Below are 25,440 nucleotides of genomic sequence, written 5' to 3'. Positions count from 1 at the left end.
GCAGCCCGCTAATGAAGCCCATCAATCGCCTAAAATGGCAGACTATTGATTTTTTTGATAGACTACTTTCATTTAAAGAGGTGGCGCGCGTTCGCCGTCTGCGGACCAGCCGCCCCCCGCTTAGCGCCCGTGAACGAAATCATCTGCTGGTTGACGTTTCAGTTATATCGCGTTCTGATGCCGGAACAGGGATTCAGCGCGTCGTCCGCTCGATCCGTGATCAAATTCCTTATATTCTCCCTGCTGAAGTAAGCGCGGATTTTCTCACCGTAGCATCTCGAAAATCGGGCTACGTCACTAAGCTCGGCGAATGCCCCAGCGCGAGCGAAAATAATATTTTTGTCGGGTTGGATTTTGCAACTGATAGTATCCCTCTATTCCATTCTCAGCTCGCGCAATTGAGAATGGAAGGCACGGCGATGTGGTTCGTCGTGTATGATATTCTACCGTACAGCAACCCCGAGTGGTTTACGCCCCTATCCAGGCTGCGTTATAGAAAATGGTTGCATACTTGCATAGCTCTGGCCGACGGATTGATCTGCATATCCTCCGATACAGCAGAGAAAGTTGATGATATTATTACGTCACGCTTTCTTCTTGAAAATAAGCCTGAGATAGTAACCGTAGAATTGGGTTCCGACATCTGTCTTACAGAGTACAAGGATGAAAGCAGCGCGCTCGCGCAGTGGCCATCGCTCAATGCACAGACCCTTTCGCGAGCGGTCCTGATGGTTGGCACACTCGAGCCGCGCAAGGGCCACCTCCAAGCTCTGGATGCGTTCGAGGAAATTTGGGCAATGGGATGCGATATCCCCCTTGTCATTGTCGGTCGACGTGGTTGGAATACAGAGCAGCTGCAGAAGCGAATCCAAGACCACGCCCAATGGGGCAAGTTACTATTCTGGCACGACAATGCTACTGACGATACGCTCCATTTCGCCTATCAAACCTGTCGCTTGACGCTTGTAGCCTCGCTTGCCGAAGGTTACGGCCTACCACTCGACGAAGCTTTAGCGCTCGGGTCGCCAGTACTCGCCCGCGATATACCAGTGTTCCGACGACATGAGGGGCACCAGTTACAGTTCTTTCCCGAGGTGATCAGTTCGCATGATCTGGCCATTTCCATAGTGGCCGCTTATGAAAAAAGCCGCCGCAGCGCTTCAGAGATATCGCTAAGATCGTGGAGGGACTGCGCCCAAGAACTGGTTTCGGCTATCACGGATCTATCCTAACTTGTCGTCGGGACGGCTAACAGCATACTGGCTGAACGCAAGAATCCTTCTTGCGCATAAATAGCCGCAATACCTGCGCATGCTAAAAGTATTGTCCCAAAGCAATGCTTATGTTTAGGAACCTTAAGGCGGCAATGTTTAATAGGTTTCTGAGATGATCTCCTACGCACAGAACTTTGAAGACGTACTCTTGTGGCGCGCGTTAGGTGACGTGGAAAACGGCTGTTACCTCGATATTGGAGCGCAGCACCCAGTCGTCGATTCGGTGAGCAAGATCTTTTTCGACGCCGGATGGCGCGGTGTGCACGTCGAGCCTGTTTCACACTACGCCCAGTTGTTGCGCGAGCAGCGCCCAGGTGAGATCGTGATCGAAGCGGTGGTAAGCGACGGGGCCGATCCGGTCACTTTCTTCCAGTTTCCGGATACTGGACTTTCAACCGGCATCGCTGACATCGCCCAATCACATATCGAAAACGGCTTTCAGTGTGAAGAGCGCGAGGTGCCAACCGTCACGCTGGCTCTATTGCTGGCGAGCATGGGGCGGCAGGATGTGCATTGGCTCAAGGTTGATGTTGAAGGCATGGAAGACGCCGTCTTTCGCAGTTGGGGCGATTGCCCGATTACACCTTGGATCCTTGTCATCGAAAGCACGAAGCCCAACTCTCCGGAGCCCGTCCCTCTAAAGTCTCTCGCCGAGCTTCACGCGCGTGGCTATAGAGAAGTCTGCTTTGACGGTCTAAATCGTTATTTCGTTGCTGCCGAGCACGCGGAATTAGCCGCCGCCTTCGATACGCCCCCGAACATTTTCGACAAATTTTCTGTTTCTGAACATCACTTTTCGGTGCAGTCGTTGCGCACCGGGTACGTCAGTGACATTCAGCGACTCGAAGATTGCCTCGAACAGGCGCGAAAGACGGAGCATAGCCTACATCTAGACCTGTCCAACAAAAGTGCCGAGGCACGTGCTGCCGAGGCGGAGGTCCTGCGCGCAAGTCAAGCACACGAGAATGCACTCAGCGAACTTGCACGTTGCGAAGGTGATTATGAGGCACAACTTCAGCGAATCTCGGAATTGTCGCGCGAAACGCGAGATATCCTAGCAGCTCAAAACGCTTCGCTGCTCAGAGAAACCGGGCAAATCCTCCGTACTCAGTTAGGCGATCTTCAAACTCTGCGAGAGGAGATAGCGTCCACTTCCGACGCGCTCAGGATCGAGCAAGCACGTGCGCAAAAGTTGGGTGATCAGGTCCAGCAGCTCTCTACCGCGCAAGCCGTTGACAAGGCGCGGTTGAAACGTGCAGCGGCTTTGCTTTCACAATCCAGTGCTTCGCGATATGCTTCCCGCCGATTGTTTGGAATGTTAGCTAGCTTCATTAATAACAAACGTGCAAAGAGGGCTGCGACCCATGCTGCGGAGGTTGCGGAGTGGTTGGCTGATTACCCCCAGCAGCATCCGCGCGGCAATGACACTCGACCAACCGTTGAAGTTACGGAAACCTGTGATCACCATGAAAGATCTGAGCCAATGACTACGGCGCCGATAACCTCGGTGGAGCAATTGCTGAATTGGCATGACGAGCAGTTCGTCGACCTCGCTTTTCAAAGCGTCCTTGGGCGCGCGCCGGATCCAGAAGGCAGAGCATATTACGTCTCCCGCTTACGGAAGGGAGTACACAAGCTCCAAATCCTTAAGCAACTACGCCGATCAGATGAGGGTCGCAACTTCATTCCGGGCGTTGCAGGCCTAGATCGAGCTATTAAGCATCACCACTTGGCCAGTTTGCCAGTTATTGGACCAGTGCTTGCATCAGCTTTGAAGCTGGAGGGTGATCGGCCAATTGAGCGCCAAATACGAGCTCTGGCCAACGAAACCGCCAGACTTTCTCAGCAAATTGCGCATCAACCTATGCCTCATGAGAACCAGCATAGGGCAAATTCTGATAGTCAGCCGCTTGTCTTAGACCGTCTGGGCCGGGTTTCTACTGATATAGCGAAACTCGAATACGCCGTAAAAAACAGCTTCTCCTCACCTGAGAGAGAATTTTTGAACGAAGGCAAATGCCGCTATGTTTTCAATCTGACCACAAGCTACCGGTGGAGAAGTCACGCTGTCGGCATCGTGCGTGTGGAGCGAGAGCTTGCACGGTATTTATCGAATTTCGCAAATGTCGAATTTATTATTTGGCCCGCCCCCCCAGCTAACCCAAAAATACTAGCACGTTTCCAAGTAGAACAGATCTTGGCAGAGGAATGGTGTGAAGGCGGCAGCGGCGATCCTTATATTGACCTCAGGTCGCTCCCGGATGCCGAACTGAGCCGCAATGACACCTATATTTCCATAGGTCTAGATTGGGACCATTCCCCTCCCACACATGTTTTACCATTCATGAGATCGCGCGGCGTAGAAATTATTCTCGCGTGCTACGACTTAGTTCCAATAAACTTTCCCGAATTCTTAGTCCGCGAAGATTTGCGTGAGGATTTTGAATTACATATTCTTGAAATGGCACACGCCGCAGAAAAAGTGTTTACCATATCCGAACGATCAAAAATAGATCTGATGGAATATTGGCTTAAACAAGACATGTGCGTGGAATTTCCAAGTGTTGTTGTCAATCCATTGGCAAGTTATGTGGATTCAGCAACACTCCCTCCGCTTAACGATGCTGAACAAGAAATAATGCGTAGCGTCTTTCAGAAAGGTGGATACGTACTCTACGTCAGTTCATTTGAGCCTCGCAAAAATCACAAGTTAATGTTCGATATCTGGCGCGACCTTTGGAGTGAGAGAGGGCTAGATTGCCCGCAGTTTGTTTACGTTGGTATGCCTGGATGGGGCACGAATGATTTGCTCGATCAGATTCCTCGCATGGCTGCGTATCTAGGTGGGAAGATCAATTGGCTGCAACGCGTGAGCGATAACCTTCTCGCCCACTTGTATGCAAACTGTTCATTTGCTGTCTTCCCCAGTCTTTACGAGGGATGGGGGCTGGCCGCTACCGAAGCATTGTCGTTTGGTAAGGTCTGCATTGTGTCAAATAACAGCTCCTTATGCGAAGCTACACAAAATTTAATGCCCTCTTATCATCCTCTGGATTTCCTTGGATGGAAGACAGAAATTTTACGCCTGCTCAACGATGAGGAATATAAGGCATCGCTTGAAAACAAAATACGCGATAATTTCAAGAATCGCACTTGGACGCATTTTGGCGATGACTTTGTTGACGGCATTTTGTTGAGATCCGAAAAATGAAAAAGCGAATTGTTTTAAACGTCACTACTTCAGCCGACTGGCGCCGCAGGCCGGTTGGCATTGTGCGAGTTGAACGGGAAATAATCAAAGCGGTTCGCGCCCGGTTCGACAGCAGTGTTGTCCCAGTTTACTTTGATAGGTATGAAAGCCGATTCAAGAGCATAAAGAGCAAATTTTTTGCCGACATTGTTTCCGATGCGTGGGTGCTTAGCGACGACCCCGACAATGATGCGGGGAATGTGCGCGGACAGTTATGCAGGTTCAATGCTCAAGATAACGACACTTTCGTTACTGTCGGCAGCGATTGGTCCTTTCGCGTTCCTGATGCTGTCGAAAAACTCTATGGTCCAAAACGTGTGATGGTGTCGGCACTATACGACCTTATTCCGCTTATCTATCCGGAATTTACACCAACTAGAGAGTTTTACGATCAGTTCGATTATCATTACAGAAAGCTAGCTATTCAAGCGAAGTCGATTTTCGCAATTTCAGAAACATCAGCTGAAACTCTTCGCGAGTTTTGGCGCGAGCGGCAGCTTATCGATGTTCCGCAAATTAACGTGATACCTTTGGCCAGCTTTGTGCGAACCGATGCTGACGAGCCGTTGACGGAAAGCGACAAGAAAGATCTCGCTTCTATGCATAATGGTGAGCCTTATATCTTATATGTCAGCACAATTGAGCCACGCAAGAATCATCAAATACTAATCGACATCTGGCGCGACCTTCACGCAGAACGCGGCCCAAACTGCCCCAAGCTCATTATGGTCGGAATGAAAGGATGGGGAAGCGATGATCTCGTAAGGTCAGCGACACGGATGAACGCATTTGCAGCAGGAAAAATTATATTTAAAGAGGGCCTAAGTGATCGATTGTTAAAAGAGCTTTATCGACGCTGTTTTTTTTCGGTTTTCCCAAGCTATTTTGAGGGCTGGGGCCTGGCGGCTACGGAGGCCGCCTCTTTCGGCAAGGTGTGCGTCGTGGCCAACAATAGCGCTCTAAATGAAGCCACCAATGGCGTGATGCCCAGCTATCATCCGCTTGATTTCCCGGGGTGGAAGGTCGAAATAGACAGGTTGCTTGACGATAGAAGCTACAGAGAAACCCTGGAGACTAAAATAGCTAGCCAGAATTTCTCACGAAATTGGCGCGACTTCGGTCGGGACTTTTGCGAGACAATGCTGTGAAATCGATGAAAATACTGCAAATGTCTAACTATCCAACTTCTAATGCCGTTCATGGCGGGCAAATTAGGAGTGCGAGCATTGCCAACGAGCTTCGTCGTCACGGGCATGACGTGGCCACGATTGCAGTTTATGTACCCGATCATTATTCACCTGATTCACCGGATGACGTTTCTTTCGATAGAGATTCTATTTATTGGAGCGACGAACTTCTATATCTTTCTGACTATCTTGGCGGGCTCCATGCGAGACATAGTAAAGATGCTTTTCAATTACTGAATGACAAAGTCGTTAGGTTTGAGCCCGATGCAATCGTAGTTGAGCAACCTTGGTTGATGCCAGCCGCTAAGTTATTGAAGGACATGCATGGAATTTCTCTAGTATATTCTTCGCAAAACGTTGAATACCGCCTCAAAGAAGATGTCCTTCGCAGAGCGTCGGTCGATGCAGCAGAGAGTGAAGCCCTTATTCGCGATATTCGGGCTCTTGAGTATGCTGCTGTAGCAGACTCGGATCTCGTTATTGCATGTACACCGGCTGATGCGGCAACTTATAGACAGCTTGGTTTTGCGACTCCCATCGTCGTTGGGGGGAATGGGGTAGGTCCTTTCTCCTGCAGTTCTGCCCGCGTTGCACAATGGAAGGGCTATATGGGGCAGCCCTATCCGATCTTTGTCAGCAGTGCACATCTCCCTAATGCCCATGGATTCTGGGATATGATGTCACCCGGGTTGACTTTCCTTGGGCCCGAGGAGCACATTGTTATCGCTGGAAGTGTATGTGACATTATCCTGCGCATGGCCGCTGAAAATCCTCTCCAACGTTTTAATAGATCGAGAATCAAGCTCCTTGGAAGGATGGAGAAGGTCGAACTGCAGGCTGCAGTTCGAGCAAGTCGTGTTGTTCTCCTGCCTATCACCTCGGGCGAAGGATCTAATCTCAAGACTGCGGAAGCGCTTGAATCTGGATGTGAGATTGTGGGGACGAGTAAGGCGTTTCGCGGCTTTGAGGGAGCTATGGCATTAGATAATGTGCATATCGCGGATACATCAGGTGACTTCAGGCGAAAGGTTCGAAACATTCTCGATGCTCCTTGGAACGATGAGGGCACCCCCCTGTCTATAAGGTCGCAGTTCTATTGGCCGACTCTCTTGAAGGATGCTGTTGAAGCGATTAGCAACCTCAGTTGTTCTGGAGCTACGCATTGAACGTCAGCGACATCTAACCTCGCCCCCTTCTATTGACGTAGCTGTCGACGCTGCCACGGATGGATAGGGCCGTAATAAAACGTTGATATCATGTAGAAATATCGGCTTTTCCGAAAATTATTTTTCTCTTACGATTTTCTTGACATCTCTGAGTGTCCATCTCACCACTAATTTTGCGTTAATCGAGGTTCTATGAAAACAGCAATTGTTACCGGCGTTACCGGACAGGACGGCGCGTACCTCAGCGAGTTGCTGCTCGCAAAAGGCTATAAGGTCTATGGTACATATCGTCGGACCAGCTCGGTCAATTTCTGGCGGATGGAGGAGCTGGGCATTGCCAATCATGCCAATCTGCACCTCGTCGAATTTGACCTGACCGACCTATCCACGTCAATCCGCCTGCTGCAGGAAACAGGTGCTACCGAGGTATACAATCTGGCTGCCCAGAGCTTCGTAGGTGTCTCTTTTGAACAGCCAATTACGACGGCAGAAATCACCGGATTGGGTGCGGTCAATTTGCTAGAGGCGATCAGGATCGTAAATCCGAATGTGCGTTTCTATCAGGCCAGCACCTCTGAAATGTTCGGCAAGGTGCAAGCCGTTCCCCAGAACGAAAGCACGTTCTTTTGGCCCCGCAGCCCCTATGGCGTGGCAAAACTTTACGCCCACTGGATGACCGTGAACTATCGTGAAAGCTACGATATTTTCGCCAGCAGCGGCATTCTCTTCAATCACGAGAGCCCACTGCGTGGCCGAGAGTTCGTCACGCGTAAGATCACTGACAGCGTCGCGAAGATCAAGCTTGGTAAACTCGATTGCCTCAAGCTGGGCAATATCGACGCAAAGCGCGACTGGGGTTTCGCCAAGGAGTACGTCGAAGGCATGTGGCGCATGCTGCAGGCCGAGCACTCCGATACTTATGTGCTAGCGACCAATCGCACCGAAACCGTTCGGGATTTCGTAGCGCTGGCGTTCAAAGCCGCGGGGCTCACCCTGGAGTTCCACGGAAAAGAGGAAAACGAGACGGCCATCGATGTCGCATCTGGCAAAACCGTAATGTCGATTGACCCCCGCTTTTATCGACCCGCAGAAGTGGATCTTCTGATTGGCGACGCCACTAAGGCGAAGAACGAACTTGGCTGGGAACCGAAGACTTCGCTTGAGGAGCTTTGCGCCATGATGGTCGAAGCCGATCTTCGCCGCAACGAGAACGACAGGTCTTTCTAAAAGACGAGGGAGTGAAGCCGTTGGCACGCGTTTTGGTTACCGGGGCAACTGGTTTTACGGGGCGCTATCTAGGGCCGCGCCTGGCTCAGGATGGGCACGAAGTGATCGGCCTCTCGCATACCCGACCCGATACCGAAATTGCGGGATATGTCGCACTGGAGGAGTGTGATCTTACTTGTCCAGATGCGCTGAATGCAGTCATCCGTAAATGGCAACCGTCAAAGGTGGTGCATCTGGCGGCTGTCGCATTCGTAGCGCATAGCGATGTTGCCGAAATGTACCGGGCAAATGTGCTCGGTACACGCAACCTTCTCGGTGCGCTTGCACAGGTGGATCAGAAGCCTGACGCGGTATTGATTTCCAGCAGTGCAAATGTCTATGGCAATACCGCCTCCGGCGTTATATCGGAAAAGGCGCCTGTTTCTCCGGCGAATGACTACGGTGTGACAAAAGCTAGCGTCGAATTGATCTGCGATATTTTCCTCGACAAGTTGCCTATTATAGTAACAAGGCCGTTCAATTATACCGGAGTCGGGCAGTCAAAAAGTTTTCTTATTCCCAAAATTATCGACCATCTTGCGCGAAAAGCTCCGCTGATCGAATTGGGCAACATTGATGTTGCACGCGATTTTTCCGATGTAAGATACTTGGTCGATACCTATGCGAAGCTGCTGCTAGCCAAGAAAGCCGTCGGGAAGAAGGTGAACGTATGCTCAGGTCGAGCTGTGTCGCTTTCAGAAGTACTCGCATTAGCGAGTCGTATTGCGGAGCACTCCCTCGAAGTGCGCGTCAATCCAGCCTTCGTCCGCTCGGATGAGGTAAAGTCGCTTTGTGGAAGTCGCGATCTTCTGGAAACCCTGATTGGTAACACCGGGGGCCCTGCACTAGAAGATACGCTGCGTTGGATGCTTGAAGGGGCCGCAGCCTAGAAGACCGAGAACGTTAGCCACCCTCACATCATTTAATAATCGTGGTCCTATTTCACGATTGCGTATCCGCTGGCCACCGGCAGAATGGTCGAGGAAACCATGCCCACAAATCGTTGCAATTCGGCGAGCGGCGAATTGGTAACGTAAAGCAGGTCATCGTCGCGTACGGCAAAGCGTTGTAGAATGAAAAATGCTCTCGGATCCGACAGATCGAAACTGTAAACAACTGGCTGCCGCTCGGAGCCAGGCTGCTCAGGCTCTTCCCAGCGGAACACAAAGACGCCGCGCGGGTCTGCCCGGCCATCCTGCAACCCGCCCACACGGGCGAGAGCTTGGGCCATCGTAATGCCCATGGCCTCGAACCGAACTTCCTCGCTACGCCCTGCAGCACCGAGCACTGTAAAGCTGTAGGGCTGATAGAGCACAGTGACCACATCATCTTTTGCCAAGACAATATTGTTGTCAGGGCGCGCCAGGATGTCCGACAAGAGCATCCGATAAGCTTGCCCGTTGCGGGTGACCTGAACCGTGGCGAGGTCGACAGGGGGCTTCACACCACCCGATTCGGCTATAACATCGAGCACCCTTTCACCGCGTGGCGTTAACGGCAACCGACCAGCCTTGTTGACTTCACCAACCACCGTCACATTGGCGGCGGCGTTTTCCTGAAGGCGCACAAGAACTTGTGGAGCATTGGCTCGGCCAACCAATCGCGCCCTTATGTTATCCTCGATTGAGCGGAGAGTGCGGCCTGCGGCCACAATGCGCCCCGCGAAGGGAACGGTGATTTCCCCTTCGGGACCAACCAATGCTTCCGGCAAGACATTAGCTCGCGATGTGGCGATCTCAGCGCCGATACGCGTACCTGCCATCGGAGCTCCGCCAAACAGCGTCGCGGGAGGCGCCTCCCAGATCGAAATCTCCAGGGTATCGCCTACGCCAACTATTGTTCCCACGGGAGCGACGCCGGCCAAAGCTGTGCCGAAATTCGCCGGTGGGGCAACCGGCGTCATACGCGGGAGCGGATCCGTGCCGACATGCACGACCTGAATCGAGGATCGCAAGCTGTCGTTACCTGCCGATGGCTCGCCCAAGGCGACAATATCGGACCTGCTAGGGCCAAAAGGCTGGCAAGCACTTACCGCACAAGCCGCGATGACGAGAACAGAAGAACGCATAAGACGATAATCGAAGAAACGGAATAAGGGCATCTCAGAACCTGCACTCTTGCCGGATTGCAATGGGCCGCCACCGACCGCCCGCGCGTCTGCAAAACAGCAGATCAGCGAGGCTATTCGCATCATGGCAGCCCTATGTCAAAGCGTCCTTGCGAAACCATCATGCCGGTTCGTCCGGCTCGTGCAACAGCTTGGAATTTTGCTGCTTCAGAGCTAAGAACTTGGCCTGCCAAATGATGTAGGCTAGGAGGCGCGCTCTTTCCCGGAAATCGCGCTAGGTATTAACAATGCCAGCGGGATGCGCGTAGGCTTGGCCAGCATAGATTTGTCAGAACCAATACATGAATGATCAATCGACTCTCTCCCAGTCCGAACATGCTGAGCACCTTCAGCCAATGATGCTTGAAGACGCCAACGAGCGATCCGTGCGCAGCTTTGGGCCGTTGTCCAGTGCAGTGGCACGTGTGAGGCAGCTTGGCATACTCTTCTGGGTCTGCGTGGTCATACCCAGCTCGTTAGCAATCCTGTATTTTGGTTTTCTCGCTTCCGACATCTACATCTCGGAGAGCCGCTATGTGGTCCGGAGTCCTGAACGGACTACGACTACCGGCCTCGGCGGACTGCTTCAATCGACCGGCATAGGCGGCGGGGGTGAAGAGGTTCGTGCAGCTCAGGGCTATATCGAATCACGCGATGCTTTGCGTTCGCTTGAGACTTCCGGTCTGCCACGTAAAGCTTGGGCCAATGACAGCATCTTCATTTTGAACCGGTTTGATCCTTGGGGGGTCGCCGATTCCTTCGAAGATCTATTCCTTTATTACGAAGACATGGTTGGCGTAACCTACGATTCCGAAAGTGGGATATCGACACTGAGTGTCCGCGCTTTCAACCCAGCCGACGCGGAAGCGATGAATCGCGAGTTACTGAGAGACGCCGAGGAGCTGGTTAACAAGCTAAATGAGCGCGGACAGGAAGACCTCGTTCGATACGCTCAAGTGGAAGTTGATGAAGCGAAAAAAGAGGCACGCGATGCGGCGCTGGCGCTAGCGGGCTATCGCAATTCCGCTGGGGTCGTGGACCCGGAGCGACAGGCTTCAGTTCAACTCCAGATGGTGTCGAAGTTGCAGGACGAACTTATTGGTGCGCGCCTGCAACTGCGGCAATTGCAAGCACTAGCGCCCCAGAACCCACAGATCCCGGTCCTCCGCAACAGGATTGATGGACTGCAAAGTGCGATCGCGCGGGAAATGGAGACAATTGCCGGCAGCGGGCGCTCTCTGTCTGCTGCGGCCGCAGAGTTTCAGAGGCTCGAACTTGAGCGAGAGTATGCAGACAAACAGCTGGCTGCCTCACTTGCCGCCCTGCAGGAAGCACGTAACGAGGCTCGCAGGCAAAGCGCCTATGTCGAGCGTGTGTCGCAGCCGAGCATGCCCGATGCGGCGATGGAGCCACGACGTTTCCGCGGTATCCTGACTACCGTGTTGTTGGGTCTGATAGCTTGGGGTGTTTTGACAATGCTCCTAGCGGGAGTGCGCGAGCATAGGGACTGATTGTGCTCGATAGCTCATCATCACTCATTCGCGCGTCGAAAGTTCAGCTTCGTGTCGTTCGCGCTCTATTCCTGCGCGAAGTTCTAACCCGGTATGGCCGCCATAACATCGGATTTCTTTGGCTTTTTGTCGAGCCGATGATGTTCACGTTGGGGGTGTCCGTACTTTGGACGGTGGCCGGATTACATCAGATTTCTGATTTGCCGATCGTCGCCTTCGCGTTGACGGGGTACTCCACGGTTCTTCTTTGGCGTAACATGCCCTCGCGATGCATCGGCGCGGTCACTCCAAATTCGTCGCTGATGTATCATCGCAACGTCCGGGTGATTGACATCTACCTATCGCGTCTCGCGCTGGAAACGATTGGGGCGACGATGTCCTTGGTAATATTGAGCGTGGCATTTGTTGGTTTCGAATTGATCCGACCGCCCGAAAATGTGCTTTTAGTCGCTTGGGGCTGGTTTTTGACGGCATGGTTCGGTTCCGCCCTTGCGATCTTATTTGGGGCATGGTCGGAAAACACTGAGGTAATCGAAAAGGTTTGGCACCCGATGTCCTATTTCTTATTCCCCCTCAGCGGAGCAGCTTTTCTTGTCGATGCTTTGCCGCCACAGTTCAGGGATGCGATGTTGTGGCTGCCAATGGTCCACTGCACTGAGATTATCCGCGATGGTTTTTTCGGCAGTAAGTTCACCGCCCATTACGACAGCGGATACCTTATTATGGTCAACCTTGCGCTGCTCGCCCTTGCACTCTCTCTGGAGCGCAAGGTGAGCCGCGAATTGGTGCTTGAATGATCAGACTTACCGACGTTCACAAATTTTATCCGATACGAACGGGTAAGGTGGAAGTCCTTAAGGGAATTAACCTTACGGTGAATCGTGGGGAAAAGGTCGGGATCCTTGGCGGCAACGGCGCTGGCAAGTCGACGATGATCCGGGTTATCAGCGGGATTGAACGTCCTTCTTCCGGAACCGTCGAAGAGTCGATGCGCATTTCTTGGCCGCTTGCGTTTGGCGGAGCCTTTCAAGGGTCATTGACGGGCTTAGACAATGTTCGCTTTATCAGCCGAATTTATGGCGTAGACTATAAAGACGTCATCGATTTTGTGGAAGATTTTTCACAACTAGGACGCTACCTCCGAGAGCCGGTAAAAGTCTATTCCTCGGGCATGAAGGCGCGGCTCGCCTTCGCTGTGTCGATGATGATCGAATTCGACTGCTATCTAATCGATGAGATCGTTGCTGTTGGCGATGCTCGCTTCCAGGAACGGTGCGAGGAAGAGTTATTCGGAAAGCGAGCGGACCGTGCAATCGTGATCGTTTCTCATCAGCCGACTTATCTGCGATCACATTGCGAACGCGCAAGCGTGCTCGAACAAGGCCGGCTTACTCACTTCGACGATATCGATGACGCGCTTGCGCACCATCATCACGCAATGAGCGTCTGAGACGGGCCTCTTGCGGGTTACTTGTTTAACCGTAGGCCGCTTGAGTGAACAAATGGAACTGACCGAGCACACAATAATTGCTCTGATAATTCAGATCTCAATCGGTCTCCTAACGCGCAACTGGTGGGCCGGGGCACTGCTTGCCTGCGGCTACTTCATCGGGCGCGAGCTTGCTCAGGCCGAGTATCGCTGGATCGAGCAGTTCGGCGCCGGATTGCGCGCCAATGCGCCATGGTGGGCCGCGTTCGATCCCAAAGTGTGGACCAAAGCCGACCAGGTTGCCGATGTGGTCGGGCCCATTCTTGCGACAGGCCTGCTCGCGCGCATCATGCGGGGCAGGGCCGCCAAGCTTAATCGTCGGTAGGCCGCCGTTTTCCAACCTTCGGCCACGACGGCCCAAGGTACTTTTCGAAGCGGTCGCGAAAGGCCCACAGCCATGCGACTCGTCGCTCGGCCAGACCTGGCAGGCTCAGCAAGTCACCACCCAGCCACGGCAAGAACGGGTTACGCCGGGAATAGGACCACAGCTCCACCCGCTCGCCCGGTCTTGATGCCGCGCCGCGGGCGTGGAAGCCCCCAGTGTCGGCCACCACCAGTGTGTTCTCCGGCAAGGCCAGTCCTTCTGGCTCAGGCAATTCCATTTGCGCAAGGTCATCCGCAGTCGCGCGTGGCGATCCACGTGCAGAAAGCCGGTCGATGCTGTGCGGATCGGCCAGACTGCGGCGCTGCTCCCAGTCGAGCCGCTCCGGCGTGAACCTGTGCGAGCCGCGCACATAGGTGAACGGCCCATCCTCCTGCGCCACCGGCCTCAGGAACAGCCAGGCCTTCATCGAAGCGTGGAAGCTGTCGGCGTGGATCTGCTGCTGGGGATCCGCGCCGCCTTCGCCGCACTTGCTGACAATGGTCTGAATATAGTGCAGCGGTGTGGTGCGGAAGCTCGCCACATAGTGGAACAGCGCGTTCAGATCGGCCCGGTCAAGCAAACGGAGCAGCGCGGGGACCGCGGCAAGCATTTCGGGGTCGACCGCAATCCGCCGGGTGATGGCATCGCCCTGCTGCATCTCGCGCGCGGGCCATTCATGCTCGAGGATCGCCTGGCGCATGGCGGCAAACTCATCGGCAGGCAGCAGGTTTTCGATAACGACGAAACCATCACGGTCGAAAGCTTCGCGCCACTCGGGCCGCACATGGCGCGCCAGGCGGCGGCGGCGCCATCGACACATCTTGTCAGCAATTCGCACCCGTGCGCGGTGAAGACCCATGCGGTTAAGCCGCTGCGACCCGATCAGCGGGTGGTCGAGAAAGCTCTTCGCCGATGTCGCCAGCTGCAAGGCATGAATCGGCGCGAGCGCAATCGCCTTGGCCCGGCTCACGAAAGTCATGTTCAGTTACTCTTCACCAGCTCGTCAATTGCCTTGAGCTGCGCCACCAGCCCGTCGAACCGGTCAAGCGGCAGGGCATTGGGCCCATCCGACAGCGCATTGGCCGGATCGGGGTGCGTTTCCATGAACACGCCGGAGACGCCGGCCGCCACCGCCGCGCGTGCCAGCAACGGCACATATTCGCTTTGCCCGCCCGACTTCGTGCCGAGGCCGCCGGGCTGTTGCACCGAATGAGTCGCATCGAACACCACCGGACAGCCAGTCTCGGCCATGATGGCAAGACCGCGCATGTCCGAAACCAGCGTGTTGTAGCCAAACGATGTGCCCCGCTCGCAAAGCAGGAAGTTGTCGGGCTCGTGCCCCGCCGCGCTTGCCGCGTCACGCGCCTTGGCAACGACATTGGCCATATCGGCAGGCGCCATGAACTGGGCTTTCTTGATGTTGACCGGCTTGCCGGTGGCGGCAACGGCGGCGATGAAATCGGTCTGGCGGGCGAGAAAGGCGGGTGTCTGCAACACATCTACCACCTGCGCCACCGGCTCGGCCTGAGCGGGTTCGTGTACGTCGGTGAGCACCGGAAGGCCGGTCTCCGTCCGAACCTTTTCGAGGATACGCAGACCTTCTTCCATGCCGGGGCCGCGATAGGAAGTGCCGGAGCTGCGATTGGCCTTGTCGAACGAGCTTTTGAAGATCAGCAGCACATTTTGCCGCCGCGCAATATCGGCCAAACGTTCCGCCACAGCCAGGCAGTGGGCCTCGCTCTCGATCACACAGGGGCCTGCGATCAGGAACAGCGGAGAGGCCGGTTCGAGCAGGTGGCCGCACAGTCGCATAAAATAAGAGCCAATCCCAAAAAGTTGTGAGTTTTATACAGTTTGCAAATGGTTGTTGGCCATCGCGCAATCAGAAACAAAGTGCCTTCGCATATGCACAGTGGGCTTGACATACTGCCCCATCACGCCCGATCAAGAGCAGATGTGCTGATGCTGGGGAGATCGGCGCATCCCCTTATGCAGGGGTAATACATAAGCTGTGTGGTGAATAAACTTATGCATACCGAACTCTCCCGTCCGCAGGAAATCAGAGCCGCGCTCAAAACTCTGGATGTTGAGATCGGTGGCCTTCACGAGTTGAAAGCTGCCCTGACGGGTTCCGATCTGGGCGACAACTTCGTCAAGACCGTCAAGCTGTTTGCCGCGAACAAGGGCCGCGTAATCGTCACCGGTATGGGCAAGAGCGGCCACATTGCGCGCAAGATTGCCGCCACCTTCAGCTCGACTGGTACCGCCGCCTTCTATCTTCATCCGGGCGAGGCCAGCCATGGCGATCTCGGTGCCATCTCGTCCGACGATGTCGTTTTCGCCATAACCTGGTCTGGCAAAACGCCGGAACTGAGCGACATTGTCACCTTTTGCGGCCTCAATAGAGTTCCGCTCGTAGTCGCCACCTCCAATCGGGATGCGATGGCGGGCGATGCCGCCGATATCTGCCTGTGCCTCCCGCAGGTTCGCGAGGCCTGCCCGAACGAACTGGCCCCCACCACTTCTACCACCGTGCAGATGGCGCTTGGCGATGCGCTCGCCGTGGCTCTGATCGAAACGCGCGGATTTTCTCCGAGCAATTTTCGGCTGTTCCACCCTGGTGGCCGCCTGGGTGCACAGCTGGCGACGCTGGAAGAGATCATGGGCACCGGCCTGGCCCTGCCTTGTGTGCCGGTTCATGCGACCTTGCGCGAGGCGACCATCGAGATGAGCCGCAAGCGTTATGGCTGCACCGCCGTGGTCGATCGCGACAACAAGCTTGTCGGGGCCTTCACCGATGGCGATCTGCGGCGCGCTATCACGATGTCCGACCTCGACGATCCGATTGACCAGCACATGTCGCCAAGGCCCGTCGCGGCAGAACCGACCATGCTGGCCACCGAAGCGCTGGCGTTAATGAACGACAATGCCGTTTCGGTGCTGTTTGTGACCGAAGGCAACAAGCTGCTCGGCATTGTCCATATGCACGATGTTGTGCGGCTGGGCACGCAGTAGCGCAACCTGGCCCCGATGGCCCCCGATCTCATCGTTATACCCGCCCGCTATGCGTCGACCCGGCTTCCCGGTAAACCGCTTCACCAGATCGCCGGGCGCACCATGCTTGAGCGGGTTCTCGCCAACGGCAACCATGCAGCGCAACTCGCGGGCAACTGCGACCTGGTCGTAGCCACCGACGACGAGCGCATCGCCAACCATGCCCGAACTTTGGGTGCCAAGGTCGCGATGACCGACGCATCGCTCGATTCGGGCAGCGCCAGAGCTCATGCCGCCGCCTGCCAGCAAGAGCACAAGCCTGAGCGGGTGATCTGCCTGCAAGGCGATGCGCCCTTTATCGCGGGCGAGATCGTGGCCGGCCTGCTGGTGCGTCTGCGCGAGGGAATGGCGCAGGTCGCAACGCCGGTTTACCAGCTCGACTGGGATCGGCTCGATCGCCTGCGCGAACACAAGCGCACCGCCCCCTTCAGCGGCACGACCTGCCTGCGCGGCGGCGAAGGCAAGGCGCTGTGGTTTTCGAAGACCATCCTGCCCGCGCTGCGCGATGAGCAGGCGCTGCGCAAACAGCCCTTGTCGCCCGTGTGGCAACACCTCGGGCTCTATGCCTATACGATGGGGGCGCTTGAGTGGTTCGTAAACGCGCCCAAAGGCACCTATGAAACACTGGAAAGCCTTGAGCAGCTGCGCTTCATGGAAAGCGACTGGACCATCGCCACCGTACCGGTGCCCACCCCCGAGCATGCTCTGTCAGGCATAGACACACCCGAGGATCTTGCGCTGGCCGAGCAAGCCATTGCGCGCCTCGGCGATCCATTTCCCGCATAGCAAGCCTGGCCATTGCCGCGCGAAACTCTGGGCCGTAAAGCCGAGCCGATGTTCATCATTGTCCGCCATGGCAACACCTTCGAAGCCGACGAACAACCGCGACGGATCGGCGCCCGCACCGACCTGCCGCTGACGGCGAAGGGCAAGGATCAGGCGCGCGCGCTTGGCGCCTGTTTCGCAGAGCGCGATTGGCTATTCGGGCGTGTGCTCGTGTCGCCCTTGCTGCGCACCCGGCAGACCGCCGAGGAAATTTTGGCGCAGATGCCCTGTGCGCCGCAGGTTGAGCCAGCCGATTTCCTGCGCGAGGTCGATCACGGCCCCGATGAGAATCTGCCCGATGACGAGGTTATCGCCCGGATCGGACAGCAGGCGCTTGATGCGTGGGAGCGCGATGCAAAAGCTCCTTCGGAATGGCACGTGGAGCCCGAAGCCCGCATTGCCGCATGGCACAATCTGTTTGCCGCCCAGCCTGCGGGCGACGCTCCGACGTTGCTTGTAACCAGCAATGGCGCGGCCCGCTTCGCTTTGCTGGCCGATCCGAGCCTGCGCGAAGCCGCGAAGGCGCTGCCATCGCTCAAGCTGCCGACCGGCGGGTTCGGGATAGTCTCGCGCATGGAGCAGCAAGGATTGGTTCTCGAAGCCTGGGGCGAGCGGCCTTGAGCGCACCTCCCTCACTTTTGCGCGCTCCGCCGTTCCCATGGACCAAAGCCGCGTGCGAGCCCACAAGCCCTGCACCCGACCTTGGCGTTAGTGAGAGCAACGACCTTCTCGAAACCTTGCGTGCCGCACGAGTAGGCGGGACCTTCTGGGCAGCGCCGTGCGCTCCCGAACGGCTGACAGAAACCGTGCTCCGTCCTCGTAGCAAGGCAGACCTCCTGGGCCTGCAAGCGACCTATGGGTCGACTGACGTTCTCGACTGTTCGCACGAGGGCGATCCCTGGTCGGCCTTGTCGCAAGCCAAACAGCTCGTGGCGCACGGCGACGACGAATGGATCGCCATCGCTGCTATCCTGGGCATTGCGGTCAATATTCTTTCGCCCGGCGCCTTCGGTACGCCGTCCGATGATGAGGAGGCGCTGAAAGCCAAGGCGCAAGCGGCGCTTGCCCAGCCCATGCCCGATCCCTTTTCCGATGGCTGGCTCACCCCAAGCGAGGCCATTGCGCTGCTGGCAGAGTGGCGCCGCGTAATCGACGGCAATCGCGGCACGAAGGGGAAAACCATCGTTGCCGCTTGCGGCATGAGCTGGTGGAAACGCGCGGAGATACGCCGGTTCCTCTGGGTTCCGAGCAAGTCCCTGCGCATCACCTATAGCGGCCGGGCCGCTCTCGCTCATGCGCGGCGCCACGGCGGCGCTGTGGCAGTCTGGCCTTCGCGAATTTCGCCAAGCCTGATCGCGCGCGCGCAGAAGCTGGGCGTGGACCTCGTGCGGGTGGAAGACGGCTTCGTCCGCTCCGCCGGGCTTGGCAGCAATCTGGTGCCGCCCGCCTCGGTGGTGGTAGACCGGCAGGGCATCCATTTCGATCCCGCCGCGCCGAGCGATCTCGAAACGATCCTTGCCACCACTGAGTTTACTCCGGCGCTTCTCGAACGCGCCCGCCTGCTCCGCGAAAGCATCGTTGTCGCAGGCATCAGCAAATATGCGCGCGGCCATGCCGCGCGCATCAAGCCGAGCGAAAGCCCGAAGCGGGCGCGGCGGGTGGTGCTCGTGCCCGGTCAGGTCGAAGACGATATGTCGGTCTTGGCAGGCGGCGGCGGGATGACCTCGAACCTCGAACTGCTCAAGAGCACCCGCGCGCTGGAGCCCGAGGCCGAAATCTGGTGGCGGCCGCATCCCGATGTCGACGCCGGTCACCGCAACGGCATGGTCGCCGACGCGGACGCGCTGCACTATGCCGACCGCATCGTGCGCGAGGGAAGCATGGCCGACCTGCTCGATCAGGTCGATGCGCTGCATGTGCTCACATCGCTTTCGGGCTTCGAGGCGCTGTTGCGGGGGCGCGAAGTGACCTGCCACGGCACGCCCTTCTTCGCCGGCTGGGGGCTGACCCGCGACCTTGGCACGGTGCCCGACCGGCGCGCACGTCAGCTCACGCTCGACGAACTGGTAGCCGGCGTACTCCTGCTGTACCCGCGCTATCTCGACCCTGTAACCGGGCTGCCCTGCCCGCCAGAAGTACTGATCAGGCGCATGGCCGAAGGTACTATGCCAAACCGCCAGGGCTGGGTCGAACCGATACGGCGGCTGCAAGGTCGGATCGTCTCGCGTTTCCTGTCGTACAGGTCTAAGGCCTCGCGCCCATGACCAATGTTTTGCTCGATATCTCGCGCCTGATCTCGCGCGTTCGCCATTTTACACCCTCGGGTGTGGACCGGGTGGAGATGGCCTATGCCCGAGGCCTTCTCGAAGCCTATGGCGATAATCTGGAGTTCTGCGCGGTGCATCCCTCCGGCATCTATGGCCGGATTAAGCGCCAGACGGCGCTTGCCTACCTCGACGAGTTGGACCGGCGCTGGACAAACACCGGGCGTGATACTGGAAAGCGTTCGCTCGCTGACGCCGCCCCATGGATAACGCGATTGATGCCTCGTCAGGAAGGGATCGGATCGGCTGACGTGCTGGTCCAAGCCTCTCCGCACCATTTGCATCACCCCAACAAGGTCCGTCGAAAGTTGGCTCGCGAACAGGCCCGCTTTGTGTGCATGGTGTACGACCTTATTCCGATCGAGTTTCCCGAGTATGCCCGCCCCGGGGGCGCTGTTTTACACGAGCGACGTATGGCGAGCGTAGCCGAACTCGCAGACACGGTAATCGCCATTTCATCCGCGACCGGTGCGTCACTGACACGGTGGATCGAAGGTCGCGGGTTAGTGCCTCCGCCGATCAAGGTTGCCTTGCTGGGCTCGCGCCCCGTTGCCGATGTGCCTGCGCGCCGTTACGAAGATGCTAAACCTTATCTGCTGTGCCTCGGCACCATTGAGCCGCGCAAGAACCATATGCTGTTGCTTCACCTATGGCGAAGCATAGCCGAGCAACTGCCCACTGCCGAGATTCCACGCCTCGTAGTAATTGGCCGACGAGGTTGGGAAAACGAACAGATCATCGACCTCCTTGATCGCTGCCCGGGGCTAAGGCCTTTTGTGGAGGAGGTAAACACCTGCGGCGATAGCGATCTTGCCGGATGGCTGCGCGGGGCTAGCGCCGTGGTGATGCCGTCCTTTACCGAAGGTTTTGGCCTACCCATTGCCGAGGCTCTATCAGTTGGCACGCCAGTCATAGCAAGTGACATTGCAGCCCATCGCGAGGTTGGAGGTGATGTCGCCGACTATCTCGATCCGCTCGATGGTCCAGGTTGGCAGGCTGCTGTGCTCGATCACGCGCGGCGCGGCCCCATGCACCAAGCACAGCTAGCACGAATCTCGGATTGGCGGGCGCCCGACTGGCCAGAACATATGCAGGTTGCCGTGCAGGTCATAGAGAAGTGCGCTCGCCAAACTTAGTTTAGTCGCCCGCTTCCAGCGCACTTACATGATCGCCCTTGGCGATCTTGGGGCGGCGCACACGGTCTACGCGCGTACCGAAAACGCGGTCCCAGAACAGGGCGGTGATGGCGAAGTTACCACCCTCGTCATTGAAGTGGTGCCGCATGTGGTGGCGCTTCAGCATTCGGCCCAAGCCGCTGCGCATCGGCCATTGATGGCAGGCATAATGGGTAATGTCGTAAAGGACGTAGCCGGTCATGAAACCCAGCAACATCCAGGTTCCGGCATGGCCCGCCAGCGCATACAGCAACGCCCATATCGCCAGCCCTACCGGCACGCTGATGATCGGCGGCATGAGATTGCGCAGCACGTCGCGTGGCTGCTCGTGGTGGTTGCCGTGAATCACGAAAACCAAATCCCGGGCAAACCGCCAGGAAGTCTCCCAGTGGAACAGGTAGCGGTGAGCAAAATATTCGAACAGCGTCCAGAGCAGCAAGCCGGCGCCCACCAGCGCCAGCCCTTCGAACACAGACACAGCTCCCCATCCGGCCAGCGCAATAAGCGGCAGGAGCAGGGACCAAACAAGGGCGAACCACCGAACCGAGATAACCGTCAGCTTTTCAAGCGCTTGGTTTTCAAAGAGAACGAGCCGGTTGGAATTGTCGTCAGGCGTCGGCATCATTGTCTCTTCTGGACAGAAAAGGTTAGGGACTGTCAAGGAACTTGCGCCGAAAACCCTTTATCTTGGTTAACAGATGGACCACTTGCTGCCCCCGTGTAACTCCTCAACCACACCCGAGTTTGGCAAACGTCTTCTGATAACGGGCGCATCAGGCGCACTTGGCCGAGCGCTGGCGCTTCACCATGCGCGCTCGGGCTCGTCTCTCAGCCTGTGGGGCCGCAACCCGGAGCGGCTTGCAAGCACGGCAGAAGCCGTCCGTGCGGCCGGAGCCGAGGCTACCGAAAGGCGGCTCGACCTGACCGACTGTGAAGCTGCGATCGCCGCGCTGGCGGAGGAAGATGCCAAGTCGCCCTTCGATCTCGTATATCTCGTGGCGGGGATCGGCGATGTCTGCCCGCCGGGCGCGATGGTTGAGCCGCCCGCGCAAATCGCGCGCGTCGTGGAAACCAACTTCACCGCCCCCGCTGCCATGGCAGCGGCCATGGCGGAGCGGATGGCGCGGCGCGGGCATGGTCGGATCGTGATCGTGGGGTCAGCGGCAGGTCACCACGCGCTACCATCGGCGGCGAGCTATGCCGCCTCCAAGGCCGGGCTGGCGCGCTTTGCAGACGCGCTGCGAATCGCGATGAAGCCGCGCGGTGTTTCGGTGGTTCTGGTCGCCCCCGGTTTTATCGCTAGCGGCCCCGAGGAGCGACCTATGGCCATACCGGTGCGCATCGCCGCCCGCAGGATTGCGCAGGCGGCAGAACGCGGCAAACGGCACTATGTCACGCCATGGCCCTTCACCGCGCTCAGGCTGCTCGACAAGGCACTTCCCACCGCTTTGCGCGACCGGCTGCTGGCAGCGATCAAACCGTAACCGTCTCACCTAAGGTCATCCGCACAATAGCCCGATGCAATTGCGCCGGCGTAATGTCTTCGCGCACGTTGGCGCCGGTTTGTACCATCCCGTCACTGTCGAATTTCAGGATCACATAAGGCGTATGGCGTGGCCCTCCAGGCTCGCTGAGGCCGGGGATGCTGGGGCGGTGGTCGCCGAAGAAGGCCAGCAGCGCGGGGCGACGAAGCGCCGCCAGCCCATCGAGCAACTGGCTCAGCATCGCGTCGCTGGCCTGAACGCGCCGCAGATACTGATTTAACAAGCTGTCGCCTTCCACAGCGCCATCGACCGACCACGGGCCATGGTTCTCGATGGTGACGGCATAGATGAAGCGGCGTTCATCATCGGTTTGCGCTAGTTGCAGAATCTTCTCGGCCACGGCCTTGTCGCTGACATAGCGACCTTCGGACGGAAGCGCCGGGGCGAACGCTTCTTCGCTCACCAGTCCAGCAAAACCTGCCGCAGGCATGATCGTGTGGCGATTGTAGAAGCGCATATCGTGCGGATGGACGAACAGGCTGCGCCATGCCTTGGTGCCAAACCTGTGCGGCAGCGCAATGTCTGCCTCGCGCGCGGCGGTGAGGAAGGGATCGTAACGGCAGAAACCCAGCTCCTCCTCGTCGCGCCCGAACAGCACGCCGTACTCGGTACGCATGGTGTAGGCACCGAAACCGCTGACCAGCAAGTTACCCCATTGCGCCGCCTTGCCACGCGCGCGCTCCAGACCGGGGAGCGCATGGTTTCTGTCGCCAAACAGTTCGACCGGATCGCCAAAACTCTCGCACTGGATCGCGATGACGATTTCGACGTCGCCTGCAGCCTCACCAGCAAGCGGTTGCGCAGGGCGGGGCAGGTCGTTCGGCGTTTGGCGCCACCGCAGCCAATACAGCAGCAAGGTCGGCACCAGGCCAAGCTGGGCAACGTCGCTGTCTGCATCGGGCCTCACAGCGAGCGCGCGGAACACTGGCAAACGCAGGGAAAGCGCAATCGCCAGCACGGCCACAGCGCCTATTGCCGCGCCGACGAGGTGCGTGGCGGGGGACGTATTAAAGCGCCAGACAAAGGTCGCGACAAGTGCGGCTATCGCTGCCAGTCCGCCCGCCTTTTGCGCGGCGGACAGGGCAGAGAAATAGAATTGCGGGTGCCGAAACACAGCCGAAAACAACGCCAAGTCGGAAAAATGCAGCGGTTCGCCCAGGATGCGCAGCTTGGCGTTGGATGAGGCAACCAGCAGCACCTGCAACGCCAGCACGGTCAGTGCCGCCAAAAGCGAATCTCCGCTAACGGCCAGCATCAGGCCGAACGCCGCCATGCTCAAAAGCACGATCAACCACAGGCCTGCCCACCGCCGCGCGCTTGGCGCACGTGGACGGGCAAAGCCATCGACCAGCAGGGAGCCAATAGCGGCAAGTGACGAGGCGAGAAGAAAGTCCATGAAATCCGCGGCAGGCGTTAATCGCACAGTTGTTCCAAGGCTAGCCCACACGGCAGCGCCGACGCCGCATTTCCCTATGCGGTTGGGGATTTCTTTAGAATTGGATTCTTTTTCCTTACGCTTTTGCTCTAGGCCAATTTATGTGCTCGGCTTCGAGGTTATGGTTTGTGGGTGGTAAGAGTTTTCCCGATTTGAAGTCCGTCCGCGGCAAGCAGGCCAATCGTATGTTCCAGGATGAGCTTCCGGTCATTTCCGCGCATGCGCCCGGCGCAGCTGCAGGCGAACCTCGCCCGCGCAACGTGCTCTTGCTGCAAGGCCTGATGGGCCGGCTGTTCCGCCGCCTTGGGCAGGGGCTTATTCAGGCCGGCCACAATGTCTTCAAGGTCAACTTCAACGGGGGTGACCGGCTGTTCTGGCGCTTGCCGGGCGGCATCGACTATCGCGGCACCTTGAAGGAATGGCCGGAAGCATTCCGCGAGATTCTTCACGACAATGCCATCACCGACGTGGTGCTGTTCGGCGATTGCCGCGCGCATCATGTCCCTGCCGTCGCAATTTGCCGCGAACTGGGGGTGCCGGTCCACGTGTTCGAGGAAGGGTACATCCGGCCTGACTGGGTTACTCTCGAACTGGGCGGGGTGAACGGCCATTCCGAACTGCCCAGCGATCCGGAATGGTATCGCAAGCTCGCTGCCACCCTGCCTCCGATCCCCCAGCACAAGCAGGTTCCGTCCTCCTTCACGCGGCGCGCGCTCGAAGGGCTGGTTTACAACTGCGGCGATGTCTTCACGCGCTGGTACTATCCGCACTGGGAAAACCACCGCCCCTGGCATCCGCTGATCGAGGCCGTAGGCTGGGCCCGCAAGCTGTGGCGAGGCCGCGAGCGGCGGGAGAAAGCTGCGGAGCTGGTAAATCGGCTGATGGCGTCAGACGAGCCTTACTATCTTTTCCCCCTGCAACTGGCATCGGACGCGCAGATCCGCCTGCACTCGCCCTTTGCGACGATGAACGACGCGATCATGATGGTCCTGCGCTCGTTCGCCAAGAACGCGCCCGAAGGCACGCGGCTGGTCGTGAAGGAACACCCGCTCGATAATGGCGTGGTCGACTGGCGCGAGGAAGTGCGCTCGATGGCCGAGACACTGGGTATCGAAGATCGGGTCGACTACCTCGGCTTTGGCGACATCGTACCGGTCGCCAAGCGCGCCAAGGGCATGGTGACGATCAACAGCACCAGCGGAACTTTCGCGCTGGCGATGAACGTACCGGTGATTGCGCTGGGCCAGGCGATTTACGATATGGCCGACCTCACTTTCCAGCATGGCATCGACCGTTTCTGGACCGAAAGCACGCCGCCCGATCCGGAAACCTTCGCCGCGTTCCGCCGCGTGCTGGTTGAAAAATGCCTGATCCCCGGCGGGTTCTTCTCCGAAGAGGCGCTCGACAAGGTGGTGCGGCACTCGGTCGCACGACTCGAGGGCCGGGCACTAACGCCGGAATAATCGGAA

The 25,440-nt window shown here is 57.4% G+C and carries 22 protein-coding genes; 17 read left to right on the top strand and 5 right to left on the bottom strand.

Annotated features, from left to right (window positions below):
• The first annotated feature begins 11 nt into the window (after positions 1 to 11).
• From E0473_RS09695 to E0473_RS09670, 6 genes are all read left to right on the top strand, one after another.
• On the top strand, positions 12 to 1,232 hold the full coding sequence (locus E0473_RS09695; RefSeq protein ID WP_137680647.1) for a glycosyltransferase family 4 protein: 1,221 nt from the start codon (positions 12 to 14) through the stop codon (positions 1,230 to 1,232).
• A gap of 154 nt (positions 1,233 to 1,386) precedes the next feature.
• Complete coding sequence (locus E0473_RS09690) at positions 1,387 to 4,485, top strand: FkbM family methyltransferase (protein ID WP_137680646.1); 3,099 nt, start codon at positions 1,387 to 1,389, stop codon at positions 4,483 to 4,485.
• Positions 4,482 to 5,672 (top strand): glycosyltransferase family 4 protein, encoded by a 1,191-nt coding sequence (locus tag E0473_RS09685; RefSeq protein ID WP_137680645.1) that lies wholly within the window; start codon positions 4,482 to 4,484, stop codon positions 5,670 to 5,672. The genes E0473_RS09690 and E0473_RS09685 overlap by 4 nt, the downstream gene beginning before the upstream one ends.
• A gap of 20 nt (positions 5,673 to 5,692) precedes the next feature.
• A complete protein-coding gene (locus tag E0473_RS09680) occupies positions 5,693 to 6,877 on the top strand; it encodes a glycosyltransferase (protein WP_241657430.1) in 1,185 nt (394 codons plus the stop codon).
• A gap of 192 nt (positions 6,878 to 7,069) precedes the next feature.
• Positions 7,070 to 8,104 carry a GDP-mannose 4,6-dehydratase gene (gmd, locus tag E0473_RS09675; protein WP_137680643.1) on the top strand — a complete coding sequence of 345 codons (1,035 nt, stop codon included), beginning with the start codon at positions 7,070 to 7,072 and terminating at the stop codon, positions 8,102 to 8,104.
• Positions 8,105 to 8,124: 20 nt separating this feature from the next.
• Positions 8,125 to 9,033: an NAD-dependent epimerase/dehydratase family protein gene (locus E0473_RS09670; protein ID WP_137680642.1), complete on the top strand. Its 909-nt coding sequence runs from the start codon at positions 8,125 to 8,127 to the stop codon at positions 9,031 to 9,033.
• Positions 9,034 to 9,080: 47 nt separating this feature from the next.
• Here E0473_RS09670 and E0473_RS09665 read toward each other — a convergent pair whose 3' ends face one another.
• Entirely contained in the window at positions 9,081 to 10,337 is a 1,257-nt protein-coding gene (locus E0473_RS09665) for a polysaccharide biosynthesis/export family protein (RefSeq protein WP_241657429.1), read from the bottom strand.
• Between the two features lie 215 nt (positions 10,338 to 10,552).
• Between E0473_RS09665 and E0473_RS09660 the strand changes: the two genes are divergently transcribed.
• The 4 genes from E0473_RS09660 to E0473_RS09645 are packed head-to-tail and all read left to right on the top strand — an operon-like array spanning position 10,553 to position 13,575.
• Positions 10,553 to 11,761 (top strand): KpsE/RkpR family capsule polysaccharide export protein, encoded by a 1,209-nt coding sequence (locus E0473_RS09660; RefSeq protein WP_241657428.1) that lies wholly within the window; start codon positions 10,553 to 10,555, stop codon positions 11,759 to 11,761.
• Positions 11,762 to 11,763: 2 nt separating this feature from the next.
• Positions 11,764 to 12,558 carry an ABC transporter permease gene (locus E0473_RS09655; protein WP_137680641.1) on the top strand — a complete coding sequence of 265 codons (795 nt, stop codon included), beginning with the start codon at positions 11,764 to 11,766 and terminating at the stop codon, positions 12,556 to 12,558.
• On the top strand, positions 12,555 to 13,211 hold the full coding sequence (locus E0473_RS09650; RefSeq protein WP_137680640.1) for an ABC transporter ATP-binding protein: 657 nt from the start codon (positions 12,555 to 12,557) through the stop codon (positions 13,209 to 13,211). Before E0473_RS09655 ends, E0473_RS09650 begins: the two co-directional genes overlap by 4 nt.
• 52 nt (positions 13,212 to 13,263) lie before the next feature.
• Positions 13,264 to 13,575 (top strand): hypothetical protein, encoded by a 312-nt coding sequence (locus E0473_RS09645; protein ID WP_137680639.1) that lies wholly within the window; start codon positions 13,264 to 13,266, stop codon positions 13,573 to 13,575.
• Here the strand turns inward: E0473_RS09645 and E0473_RS09640 are convergent.
• On the bottom strand, positions 13,562 to 14,593 hold the full coding sequence (locus E0473_RS09640) for a phytanoyl-CoA dioxygenase family protein (RefSeq protein ID WP_137680638.1): 1,032 nt from the start codon (positions 14,591 to 14,593) through the stop codon (positions 13,562 to 13,564). The two genes, E0473_RS09645 and E0473_RS09640, sit on opposite strands and share 14 nt — an antisense overlap.
• Positions 14,594 to 14,595: 2 nt before the next feature.
• A complete protein-coding gene (gene kdsA, locus E0473_RS09635; RefSeq protein WP_137680637.1) occupies positions 14,596 to 15,426 on the bottom strand; it encodes a 3-deoxy-8-phosphooctulonate synthase in 831 nt (276 codons plus the stop codon).
• Positions 15,427 to 15,642: 216 nt separating this feature from the next.
• On the opposite strand from kdsA, the gene E0473_RS09630 reads away from it, so the two are divergent.
• The 5 genes from E0473_RS09630 to E0473_RS09610 all read left to right on the top strand — a co-directional run bounded on the left by E0473_RS09630 (position 15,643) and on the right by E0473_RS09610 (position 20,953).
• The gene (locus E0473_RS09630) at positions 15,643 to 16,629 is read left to right on the top strand and encodes a KpsF/GutQ family sugar-phosphate isomerase (protein ID WP_137680636.1); all 987 of its coding nucleotides are present in this window, start codon (positions 15,643 to 15,645) and stop codon (positions 16,627 to 16,629) included.
• Positions 16,630 to 16,644: 15 nt separating this feature from the next.
• Positions 16,645 to 17,454, top strand: a complete 810-nt coding sequence (locus E0473_RS09625; protein WP_137680635.1) for a 3-deoxy-manno-octulosonate cytidylyltransferase family protein — start codon at positions 16,645 to 16,647, stop codon at positions 17,452 to 17,454.
• A 48-nt stretch (positions 17,455 to 17,502) separates the two neighbouring features.
• Positions 17,503 to 18,114 carry a histidine phosphatase family protein gene (locus E0473_RS09620; RefSeq protein ID WP_137680634.1) on the top strand — a complete coding sequence of 204 codons (612 nt, stop codon included), beginning with the start codon at positions 17,503 to 17,505 and terminating at the stop codon, positions 18,112 to 18,114.
• Positions 18,115 to 18,299: 185 nt separating this feature from the next.
• On the top strand, positions 18,300 to 19,757 hold the full coding sequence (locus tag E0473_RS09615; protein WP_338325094.1) for a capsular polysaccharide export protein, LipB/KpsS family: 1,458 nt from the start codon (positions 18,300 to 18,302) through the stop codon (positions 19,755 to 19,757).
• On the top strand, positions 19,754 to 20,953 hold the full coding sequence (locus E0473_RS09610) for a glycosyltransferase family 4 protein (RefSeq protein ID WP_137680633.1): 1,200 nt from the start codon (positions 19,754 to 19,756) through the stop codon (positions 20,951 to 20,953). The genes E0473_RS09615 and E0473_RS09610 overlap by 4 nt, the downstream gene beginning before the upstream one ends.
• 1 nt (position 20,954) lies before the next feature.
• Here the strand turns inward: E0473_RS09610 and E0473_RS09605 are convergent, their stop codons facing one another.
• Entirely contained in the window at positions 20,955 to 21,617 is a 663-nt protein-coding gene (locus E0473_RS09605; RefSeq protein ID WP_137680632.1) for a sterol desaturase family protein, read from the bottom strand.
• A 73-nt stretch (positions 21,618 to 21,690) separates the two neighbouring features.
• Between E0473_RS09605 and E0473_RS09600 the strand changes: the two genes are divergently transcribed.
• Entirely contained in the window at positions 21,691 to 22,476 is a 786-nt protein-coding gene (locus E0473_RS09600; RefSeq protein ID WP_137680631.1) for an SDR family NAD(P)-dependent oxidoreductase, read from the top strand.
• On the opposite strand, the gene E0473_RS09595 is transcribed toward E0473_RS09600, so the two are convergent.
• Positions 22,466 to 23,932, bottom strand: coding sequence for an LTA synthase family protein (locus tag E0473_RS09595; protein WP_137680630.1), 1,467 nt, complete (start codon positions 23,930 to 23,932; stop codon positions 22,466 to 22,468). The two genes, E0473_RS09600 and E0473_RS09595, sit on opposite strands and share 11 nt — an antisense overlap.
• A 191-nt stretch (positions 23,933 to 24,123) precedes the next feature.
• Here E0473_RS09595 and E0473_RS09590 point away from each other — a divergent pair, with 191 nt between their 5' ends.
• The gene (locus E0473_RS09590; RefSeq protein WP_421721783.1) at positions 24,124 to 25,434 is read left to right on the top strand and encodes a capsule biosynthesis protein; all 1,311 of its coding nucleotides are present in this window, start codon (positions 24,124 to 24,126) and stop codon (positions 25,432 to 25,434) included.
• The last annotated feature ends 6 nt before the right edge of the window (positions 25,435 to 25,440 follow it).

This window comes from Aurantiacibacter suaedae (genome assembly GCF_005434915.1).
In the GTDB taxonomy this organism is placed as follows: Bacteria; Pseudomonadota; Alphaproteobacteria; order Sphingomonadales; family Sphingomonadaceae; genus Alteraurantiacibacter; species Alteraurantiacibacter suaedae.
This window is presented reverse-complemented; position numbering and strand designations above follow the sequence as displayed.